The organism is Micrococcus sp. UYEF5, assembly GCF_040546065.1.
Taxonomy (GTDB): domain Bacteria; phylum Actinomycetota; class Actinomycetes; order Actinomycetales; family Micrococcaceae; genus Micrococcus; species Micrococcus luteus.
This window is the reverse complement of the sequence record NZ_JBEPNB010000001.1, coordinates 148,269-158,183: the sequence shown is the minus strand read 5'-3', so window position 1 is coordinate 158,183 and position 9,915 is coordinate 148,269. Positions and strand designations below refer to the sequence as shown.

Here is a 9,915-nt window from a genome sequence, read left to right as displayed (position 1 = left end):
CCGGCCGCGTGCTCCCGGGCGGCGCCGCCCTGGGGCGGATGGCAGAGTGGGGGGATGACCCCGTCGTCCTCCGTCCGTCCCGTCCCGGTCCCGCGCGCCCCCTCGCCCCGGGACACGGCCTGGCTCGAGGCGTTCGAGGAGCACCTGCGCCACGAGCGGAACCGCAGCCCCCAGACCGTGCGCGCGTACCTCGCCGATCTGCGCGCCCTCATCGACCACGTCGCCGGCACCGCGGCGGCGCCCGCCGTGGACGACGACGCCCCTGCCCGCCACGCGTCCAGCGCACCGGACGTCCTCGCCGAGCTGGACATCGAGGACCTGCGCGGCTGGCTGGCGGCCATGAGCGGGGCCGGCCTCGCCCGCGCGACCCTGGCCCGCCGGGTGGCCGCCGTCCGCACCTTCACGGCCTGGCTGCGCCGCGAGGGCCTGCGCTCGGACGACCCCGCCCTGCGGCTGCGCTCGCCCCGACCCGAGGGGACGCTGCCCCACGTGCTCCAGGAGCAGCAGGCGACCCGGCTCCTCGCGGCTTCCCAGGAGCGTGTGGACGCCGCCGCCGCGGGCGACGACCCCGCCGCCCACGCGCTGGCCCTGCGGGACGCCGCCCTGCTCGAGCTGCTCTACGCCACGGGCGCCCGGGTGGCCGAACTCTCCGCCCTGGACGTGGACGACCTCGAGGCCGGCCGCGGCGTCGTCCGGCTGACCGGCAAGGGAGACCGGCAGCGCACCGTCCCCTACGGCGCACCCGCGGGCCGCGCCCTCCAGGCGTGGCAGCGGCTCGGTCGCCCCCGCCTGGCCCGGCCGGACTCCGGCCCCGCCCTCTTCCTCGGCGCACGCGGCGGCCGGCTGGGGGTGCGCCAGGCGCGCACCGTCGTCGACCGGGCGCTCGAGGGCCTGGGGGACACCGCGGCCCGCGGGCCCCACGCGCTGCGCCACACGGCCGCGACCCACCTCCTCGACGGCGGCGCCGACCTGCGCAGCGTGCAGGAGCTGCTGGGCCATGCGTCCCTGCGCACCACGCAGGTCTACACACACGTCTCGATCGATCGCCTCCGCGAGGGCTACCGGCAGGCCCACCCACGCGCCTGACGCCTCCCCGGAGCGCCCCCGGCCCCTCCACTGCGCCACCGCGACACGCAGGGCGCCGCGCCGCCTCGTTGCCGGCCCAGCATCCCTGGTGCACAATGGCCCCAGGATCCACCGGAGCCGCGACGTGGTCGTAGGGGAAGACGCACCGCATCGCACCCTCGGAGGCATCCATGACCAGCACCCATACCCGCGGCGTGGTCCACATCCTCTCCGCCCCCACCGCCCTCTGCCCCCACGTGGAGTGGGCGCTGAGCTCCGTGCTCGGCCCCGCGACCTCGGTGGAGTGGGAGGGTCAGCCGGTCGCGCCCGGCCAGCACCGCGCCGAGGTGCACTGGACGGCGCCCGCCGGCACCGGCGCGCGTCTGGCCTCCGCTCTGCGTGGCTGGCCGCACCTGCGCTTCGAGATCACGGAGGAGCCGTCCGCCGGGGTCGACGGCTCGCGCTGGTCCCACACCCCGGACCTCGGCATCTTCCACGCCACCACGGACGTCTCCGGCAACATCATGGTCTCCGAGGACCGCATCCGGTACGCCTACGAGGCCGGCGCGGGCGACCCCAGCGTGCTGATGCACGAACTCTCCCTCGCGCTCGGCGAGGCCTGGGACGATGAGCTCGAGCCGTTCCGGCTGGCCGCCGCCCACGCCAACGTGCGCTGGCTGCACCGCGCCGTCTGAGCCTTCGCCCGGCTGGCGCGGGCGGCGCTCCGGCTCAGACGCTGCGGAACACGGCCACCGCGTTGTGGCCGCCGAACCCGAACGAGTTCTTCACGGCCACGCGCGGCCCCTCGGGCAGGCGAGCGGGGGAGCCGGTGACCACGTTCAGCGGGATCTCCGGGTCCTGGTGGTCCAGGTTGATGGTCACGGGCGCCTGGCCGTGGTGCACGGCGAGCACGGACAGGATCGACTCGATCGCCCCCGAGGCGCCCAGCAGGTGGCCGGTCTGGGACTTCGTGGCCGAGACCTGCACCTGGTCCAGGTGGTCGCCGAACACGGCCCGCATGGCCAGGTATTCCGGGGCGTCGCCCTTGGGCGTGGACGTCGCGTGGGCGTTCACGTGGCACACGTCCTCGGGGGTGATGTCGGCCGACCTCAGAGCGGCGCGCATCGCACGGGTCGCGCCCAGGCCCTCGGGCTCGGGCGCGGTGATGTGGTGGGAGTCGGAGCTGACGCCCGTGCCGGCCAGCTCGGCGTAGACGCGTGCGCCGCGGGCCTTCGCGTGCTCCTCCGACTCGATCACCATGACGCCGGCGCCCTCGCCGAGGACGAAGCCGTCGCGGTCCACGTCGTAGGGGCGGGACGCGGCCTGCGGGTCGTCGTTGCGCTTGGACAGCGCCTGCATCGCGGCGAACGCGGCCATCGGCAGCGGGTGCACGGCGGCCTCGGCGGCGCCGCAGATCACGACGTCGGCCTGGCCGGAGCGGATGAGCAGCAGCGCGGTCTCGAGCGCCTCGGTGCCGGCGGCGCACGCGGACACCACCGTGCGGGCGCCGGCGCGGGCGCCGAACTCGAGGGAGAGCGCGCCGGCGGCGCCGTTGGGCATGAGCATCGGGACGGTCATGGGCAGCACGCGGCGCGGGCCGCGCTCGCGCAGGGTGTCCCAGCCGTCCAGGAGGGTCCACACGCCGCCGATGCCGGTGCCGAAGGCCACGGCGAGCCGGTCGCCGTCGACCTCCGCGCCCTCGAGGCCGGCGTCCTTCCAGGCCTCGCGCGCGGCGACGGTCGCCATCTGGGTGGCCGGGTCCTGGCGCTTCTGCTCCACCTTGGAGAGGACCTCGGAGGTGGGCACGGTCAGCTCGGCCGCGAAGGTGACGGGCAGCTCGTACTTCTCCACCCAGTCGTGCTCCATGGTGCGCGCACCGGAGACGCCCTGCAGGGCGTGGGACCAGAAGGTGGGCACGTCGCCGCCGATGGGCGTGGTGGCGCCGAGGCCGGTGATCACTGCGGTGCGGGTCATGGGTCTGCTGCCTCTGGGTCTCGAGTGGGGATCGGGCGGAGGGGTGTCGTCGGCACGACGCGCGGCGCTCGCCGGGGTGCCGGAAGTCGAGGGTGTCGGGGGCCGGGGGCGCTCACGCGCCCCCGGCGCTCACCGAGGGGACGGGGCGGGCCGGGCCCGCCGCCGTCGTGGGCCGATCAGGCCTGGGCGCCGTCGATGAAGTCGACGGCGTCCTGGACGGTCTTGAGGTTCTTGACCTCCTCGTCCGGGATCTTCACGCCGAACTTGTCCTCGGCGTTGACCACGATGGTCATCATCGAGATCGAGTCGATGTCCAGATCGTCCGTGAAGGACTTCTCCGGCTGCACCTCGGCGGTGTCGAGGCCGGTCTCCTCGTTCACGATCTCGGCGAGGCCGGCGAGGATCTCTTCCTTGGAAGCCATGGGGCGTCTCCTTCGGTAGGGGTGTGGGGTGTACGTGATCAGTGAATCAGACGGCGCCGCCTCAGGGGAGGCGGACCACCTGGGCGCCGTAGACCAGCCCGGCGCCGAAGCCGATCTGCAGGGCCAGGCCGCCGGTGAGCTCGGGGTTCTCCTCCAGCAGACGGTGCATGGCCAGCGGGATGGACGCGGCCGACGTGTTGCCGGCGTCCGCGATGTCCCGGGCCACGACGACGGACTCCGGCAGCTTCAGCTGCTTGGCGAACTCGTCGATGATCCGCATGTTGGCCTGGTGCGGGATGAACGCGGCGAGGTCTTCGGGCTCCACGCCCGCGGCGTCGAGGGCCTCGCGGGCCACCTTCGCCATCGACCACACGGCCCAGCGGAAGACGGAGGGCCCGTCCTGGCGCAGCGTGGGCCAGAGCATCCCCTCCGCGCCGGTGATCGCCGAGGCGTCGCCCGTGGTGCGGGCGTGCTCCACGGCATCGCGGAGCTCCAGCTGCGAGTGCGTCATGGAGATCGTGGACCAGCGCTCCCCGTCCGAGCCCCACACCGAGGGGGAGATGCCCGGCTCGTCCGAGGCCGACACGATCACGGCGCCCGCGCCGTCGCCCAGGAGGAAGGAGATGGAGCGGTCCGTGGGATCCACGACGTCGGAGAGGCGCTCGACGCCGACCACGAGCACGTGCCGCGCGGTGCCGGAACGCACGAGCGCGTCGGCCTGGGCCACGCCGTAGCAGTAGCCGGCGCACGCGGCGGAGACGTCGTAGGCGGGCGCCGGGGTAGCCCCGATCTCGTGCGCCACGAGGGCCGCGGCCGAGGGGGTGGCGTGCGGGAAGGTGACGGTCGAGACGATCACGGCGTCCAGGTCCGAGCCCTGCAGGCCGGCCCGCTCGAGGGCCTCCCGGGCGGCGCCCACGGCCATGACGGGCACGGTCTCCTCCGCCGTGGCGCGCTGGCGCGTGACGATGCCGGTGCGCTGGCGGATCCACTCGTCCGACGAGTCGATGGGGCCGATGAGGTCCTCGTTGGGGACCAGGTTCGCCGAGCGGTAGGCGCCCACGGCCACGATGCGGCTGGCCGCGGGGCGCTCGTGCTGCTTCAGGGTGACGGTCATGGTGCCTCTCTCTGCCGGGCGGTGCGCGGGGTTCAGGCCGAGTGCTCGGCCAGGAAAGCCCGCGCGGCGTCCAGGTCCTCGGGGGTCTTCACGGCGAGCTGCGCGGTGCCCTTGAGACCGCGCTTGGCCAGTCCGGTCAGTGTGCCACCGGGCAGCAGCTCCAGGACGCCCGTGACCTGCCGCGTGGCCATGGTCGCCATGCACAGGTCCCAGCGGACCGGGCGGGTGACCTGGTCCACGATCCGGGCGAGCACGTCCGTGCCGGACTCGACGGCCTCGCCGTCCCGGTTGGACAGCAGGGGCAGGCGCGGGTCCGAGGGGGAGAGGTCGGCGACGTGGGCCGCGAGGTCGTCCACGGCGGGGCGCATGTGCTCCGTGTGGAACGCGCCGGCCACCTTGAGCGGGATCACGCGGGCGCGGGCGGGGGCGGACTCGGCGAGCGCGCCGAGGGCCTCCGCGGTGCCGGCGGCGACGATCTGGCCGGCGCCGTTGACATTGGCGGGCGTCAGGCCCGCCGCGTCGATGGCCGCGAGGACCTCGTCCTGGTCCCCACCCACGACGGCGGCCATGCCCGTGGGCGTGGCCGCGGCGGCCCGGGCCATGCCGGTGGCGCGCACGCGCACCAGCGAGAGGGCCTCAGCGGGCGACAGCACGCCGGTGACGGCGGCCGCGGTGATCTCGCCCACGGAGTGGCCCGTCACGACGGTCGACTCCGGTGCGGCGGCGTCCGCTTCGAGGGCCGCGGCGGCCACCAGGCCGGCCGCCACGATCAGCGGCTGGGCGACGGCGGTGTCCTTGATGGTCTCCTCGTCCGACTCGGTGCCGTGGCGGATCAGGTCCACGCCCGCGGCGTCGGAGAGGGACGCGAGCAGGTCGCGGGTCCCGTCCAGCTCGAGCCAGGGGGCGAGGAAGCCGGGCGTCTGGGACCCCTGTCCGGGGCACACGATGGCAAGCATTCCTCCATCGTGTCAGGATCGGCCGCCGATCCGGGCAGATCGCGCCACGAAGCACGGCGAGTCGGTTTGGAGGGTTTCTACAAGCGGGGGTGTGCGCCGCCCCGGCTCAGTCCGACCCGTCCCCGGTCGTCTGCCGCGCCCCCGCGAGCCGGCCCAGGGTGATCGCGGTCTGCAGGACGTACGCGTCGCGGGGGACCAGCGGGTCCCAGCCGGTCACCTCGGCCACCCGCTTGAGGCGGTACCGCACGGTGTTCGCGTGGACGAACAGCTCGCGGGCCGTGCCCTCGAGCGAGTGGCCCAGCGCGCCGTATGCGTCCACGGTCTCCAGCAGGGAGGTGCCGGCGTCGGCCAGGGGCGTGAACACCCCGTCCACGAGGGCCTCCCGGGCCGTGGGGTCGCCCAGCAGCGCCCGCTCGGGCAGCAGGTCCTCCGCCGGGGTGGGCCGGCTCGCCCGGGGGTGGGCGGCCGCGGCGCTGAGCCCGGCGAGGGTGTGCCGCGCCGAGACGTGCGCCGAGACCAGCGAGTCCACGACGGGTCCCACGATCACCGGTCCCGGCGCGAACCAGGGCGCGAGCGCCTCGCCCACCGCCCGCGCATCCCGCACCGAGCCGACCACGAGGACGAGCCGTTCGGACTGCACGCCCACGAGCAGGTCGCAGTCGAGCCTCGCCGCGGCCCGCCGCAGGTCCGGGATGAACGCGGGCTTGTCCTGCCCCGGGGCGAGACCGGCCATGACCATCACGTCGTGGTCCCCACGCCAGCCCAATGCGGTGGCCCGGTGCCGGATCTCGTCCGGGTCCTGCCCGCGCAGCACCGCGTCCAGCAGGACCGACTCGAGCCGCGAGTCCATCGCGCCGCGCATCTCCGCGGCCCGGGCGTACACGTCTGCGAGCGCGAACGCGACCTCGCGCGAGTAGTGGAGGATGTGCTCGCGGACGGGCGCCTGGTCGCGCTCGGCCAGCAGCTCCGGCACCCGCGTCTCGACGACGTCCACCATCGTCCGGATGAGCTGGAGGGCCCGATGCAGCGAGATCGCCCGGGTGAGATCGGTGGGCGCGGGCCCGAAGACGTCCTGCAGGACGTGGCCCGTGGAGGTGGGCCGCTCGAACCACGTGAGGAAGCCCTGCAGGGCGCGCTGGGCCACGAGCCCGAGGGCGCTGCGCTCGTCCGGGGTGAGTCGGCGGTACCAGGGCAGGGTGGCGTCCAGCCGCTGCAGCACCGCCGTGTTCAGTGCCCCCAGGTGGCTCCGGAGGCGGGCCAGCCCGTCGGTGCTCACGGGGCGAGGGGCGGCGGGGCGGGGCTCGGGCATGCGCTCCATCCTAGGCGCGTGTTGTGGGGTTCCTACAGCGACGACGCCGGCCGCCCGCCTCCGTGGCGGAGGCGGGCGGCCGGCGTCGGGTCGGGAGGGCGTCGGCCTCCCCGCGTCGTGCGGGTCAGGCGTCGCCGCCCGCGATGCCGGTGGTGCCGGCGTTGACGTCGTCCAGGCGGTACTTCTCGTGCGCCTTCGCGGCCGTGCCCCGCTCGACCTCGCCCTCCTCCTCGAGGAGCTGCAGCGCGCGGACCACCATCGAGTGGGTGTCGATGAGGAAGTACCGACGGGCGGCGGCGCGGGTGTCCGCGAAGCCGAACTCGTCGGCGCCGAGCGCCGAGAAGCGGTTCGGCACGAACGGGCGGATCTGGTTCGTCCACGAGGTGGAGTAGTCCGAGGTGGCCACGATCGGGCCCTCGGCCCCCTGCAGCGCCTGCGTCACGTAGGGCACGCGCGGGGTGGCGGACGGGTCCTTCAGGGCGTCCTTCTCCGCCGCGACGGCGTCGCGGTACAGCTCGTTGTAGGAGGTCACCGACCACACGGAGGCGTTCACGCCCCACTCCTCGGAGAGGATCCGCTGGGCGTCGAGCGCCCACGGCACGGAGACGCCGGAGCCCAGGAGCTGGACCTTCGGGCCGTCGCCCTGGCCCTCGGAGAGACGGTAGATGCCCTTGAGCAGGCCCTCCACGTCGAGGCCCTCGGGCTCCTCGATGTGGGTGATCGGCTCGTTGTACACCGTGAGGTAGTAGATGACGTTGCGGACGTCGTCCCCACGGTCGTGGTCGCCGTACATGTCCTCCAGGCCCTGGCGCACGATGTGGGCGATCTCGTACGAGTACGCCGGGTCGTAGTGCTTCACGGCCGGGTTCGTGGACGCCAGGACGGGGGAGTGACCGTCCATGTGCTGCGTGCCCTCGCCGGCGAGGGTGGTGCGCCCGGCGGTGGCGCCGATCATGAAGCCGCGCGCGAGCTGGTCGCCTGCGGCCCAGATGTTGTCCGCGGTCCGCTGGAAGCCGAACATCGAGTAGAAGATGTACACCGGGATCATCGGCTCGCCGTGCGTGGAGTACGCCGTGCCGATCGCGTTGAACGCCGCGGTGGCGCCGTCCTCGTTGATGCCGACGTGGTAGATCTTCCCCTGCGGGGACTCCTTGTAGGACAGGAACAGGTCCCGGTCCACGGACAGGTAGTTCTGCCCCTTGGGGTTGTAGATCTTCGCGGTCGGGAAGAACGAGTCCATGCCGAAGGTGCGGGCCTCGTCCGGGATGATCGGCACGAAGCGCGGTCCCATGTTCTTGTCCCGCATCAGGTCCTTGAGCAGGCGCACGAACGCCATGGTCGTGGCGGCCTGCTGCTTGCCCGATCCCTTGCGGGCCTGCTTGTACGCGGACTCCGGGGGCAGCGGGATCGCGTGGTAGTCGCTGCGCCGCTCCGGCACGAAGCCGCCCAGCTCCTTGCGCCGCTCCATCATGTACCTGATCTCCGGGGCGTCGGCACCCGGGTGGTAGTACGGGATGTTGTACGGGTCCTTCTCGATCTGCTCGTCCGAGATCGGGATGCGGTGGCGGTCCCGGAACACCTTGAGGTCGTCCACCGTCAGCTTCTTCATCTGGTGCGTGGCGTTGCGGCCCTCGAAGGACTTGCCCAGGCCGTAGCCCTTGATGGTGTGGGCCAGGATGACGGTGGGCTGGCCCTTGTGCTCCATGGCGGCCTTGTAGGCGGCGTAGACCTTCTTGTAGTCGTGGCCGCCGCGCTTGAGGCCCCAGATCTCGTCGTCGGTCATGTCCGCCACCATCTCCTTGGTGACGGAGGACCGGCCGAAGAAGTGGTCGCGCACGAAGCCGCCGGACTCGGCCTTGTAGGTCTGGTAGTCGCCGTCGAGCGTCTCGTTCATGATGCGCACGAGCTCGCCCTCGTCGTCGACCTCGAGCAGCGGATCCCACTCGCGGCCCCACAGGACCTTGATGACGTTCCAGCCGGCGCCCCGGAAGTAGGACTCCAGCTCCTGGACGATCTTGCCGTTGCCGCGCACCGGCCCGTCGAGACGCTGCAGGTTGCAGTTGATCACGAAGGTGAGGTTGTCGAGCTTGTCGTTGGCCGCGACGTGCAGCTGACCGCGCGACTCGGGCTCGTCCATCTCGCCGTCGCCGAGGAAGGCCCACACGTGCTGGTCGGAGGTGTCCTTGATGCCGTTGTTGTGCAGGTACCGGTTGGTCTGCGCCTGGAAGATGGCGTTCATCGGCCCCAGGCCCATGGACACGGTGGGGTACTGCCAGAAGTGCGGCATCATCCGCGGGTGCGGGTAGGAGGGCAGGGCGTGGCCCTGGCGGGACTTCTCCTGGCGGAAGCCGTCGAGGTCCTGCTCGGTCAGGCGGCCCTCGAGGAACGCGCGGGCGTAGTTGCCCGGCGAGGAGTGGCCCTGGAAGAAGATGTGGTCGCCGCCGCCCGGGTGGTCCTGGCCGCGGAAGAAGTGGTTCAGGCCCACCTCGTAGAGGGTCGCCTGGCCCGCGTAGGAGGAGATGTGGCCGCCGACGCCGACGGCGTCGCGCTGGGCGCGCTGCACGAGGGCCATGGCGTTCCACCGCAGGTAGTTGCGGTAGCGGCGCTCGAGCTCCTCGTCACCCGGGTACTCCGGCTCCTGGTCCGCCGGGATCGTGTTCACGTAGTCCGTGGTGGTCACGTAGGGCAGGGCGACGGACTGGGCGCTCGCGCGCTGCATGAGGGAGCGCATGATGTACTGCGCCCGCTCCGTGCCGCGCTCCTCGATGAGTCCGTCGAGGGACTCGATCCACTCCGACGTCTCCTGGGGATCCTTGTCCGGGAGCTGGTCGGTCAGACCGCTGCGGATCTGCGAGCTCTCTTCGGCTGCGCTCACGGTGCCTCCTGGTTCTCGTGCGGAGGGGTGCTCCGCGGTGGGCTGCGGGCAGACGATCCGGTCCGGGCCCGCGACGCCGAGCCGGGCGCGTCGCCCGGAGAGTGCGTCTGTTCCTCCCCAGAGTAGACCGGAGCCGCCGCGTCCGCCCGGCCGGAGGCCCCGGAACGGCGGCGTCCACGGCGTATGGTGGTCATCATCAC

The 9,915-nt window shown here is 73.2% G+C and carries 8 protein-coding genes; 2 read left to right on the top strand and 6 right to left on the bottom strand.

What is annotated here, in order from left to right; all coding sequences use genetic code 11:
- Positions 1-54: 54 nt before the first annotated feature.
- Both ABIB16_RS00795 and ABIB16_RS00790 read left to right on the top strand, forming a co-directional pair.
- Positions 55-1,086 (top strand): tyrosine recombinase XerC, encoded by a 1,032-nt coding sequence (locus ABIB16_RS00795; protein WP_256748707.1) that lies wholly within the window; start codon positions 55-57, stop codon positions 1,084-1,086.
- A 170-nt stretch (positions 1,087-1,256) separates the two neighbouring features.
- A complete protein-coding gene (locus tag ABIB16_RS00790; protein WP_036340144.1) occupies positions 1,257-1,760 on the top strand; it encodes a DUF3145 domain-containing protein in 504 nt (167 codons plus the stop codon).
- Between the two features lie 34 nt (positions 1,761-1,794).
- Here ABIB16_RS00790 and fabF read toward each other — a convergent pair whose 3' ends face one another.
- The 6 genes from fabF to aceE all read right to left on the bottom strand — a co-directional run bounded on the left by fabF (position 1,795) and on the right by aceE (position 9,715).
- Positions 1,795-3,039: a beta-ketoacyl-ACP synthase II gene (fabF, locus tag ABIB16_RS00785; protein ID WP_256748706.1), complete on the bottom strand. Its 1,245-nt coding sequence runs from the start codon at positions 3,037-3,039 to the stop codon at positions 1,795-1,797.
- Positions 3,040-3,215: 176 nt separating this feature from the next.
- A complete protein-coding gene (locus ABIB16_RS00780; protein WP_010078906.1) occupies positions 3,216-3,461 on the bottom strand; it encodes an acyl carrier protein in 246 nt (81 codons plus the stop codon).
- A 61-nt stretch (positions 3,462-3,522) separates the two neighbouring features.
- The gene (locus ABIB16_RS00775) at positions 3,523-4,575 is read right to left on the bottom strand and encodes a beta-ketoacyl-ACP synthase III (protein WP_256748705.1); all 1,053 of its coding nucleotides are present in this window, start codon (positions 4,573-4,575) and stop codon (positions 3,523-3,525) included.
- A 32-nt stretch (positions 4,576-4,607) separates the two neighbouring features.
- The gene (locus ABIB16_RS00770) at positions 4,608-5,531 is read right to left on the bottom strand and encodes an ACP S-malonyltransferase (RefSeq protein ID WP_230277807.1); all 924 of its coding nucleotides are present in this window, start codon (positions 5,529-5,531) and stop codon (positions 4,608-4,610) included.
- A 106-nt stretch (positions 5,532-5,637) separates the two neighbouring features.
- Positions 5,638-6,840 carry a PucR family transcriptional regulator gene (locus ABIB16_RS00765; RefSeq protein WP_049145790.1) on the bottom strand — a complete coding sequence of 401 codons (1,203 nt, stop codon included), beginning with the start codon at positions 6,838-6,840 and terminating at the stop codon, positions 5,638-5,640.
- A gap of 124 nt (positions 6,841-6,964) precedes the next feature.
- Positions 6,965-9,715: a pyruvate dehydrogenase (acetyl-transferring), homodimeric type gene (gene aceE, locus ABIB16_RS00760; protein WP_159228119.1), complete on the bottom strand. Its 2,751-nt coding sequence runs from the start codon at positions 9,713-9,715 to the stop codon at positions 6,965-6,967.
- Positions 9,716-9,915: the final 200 nt, after the last annotated feature.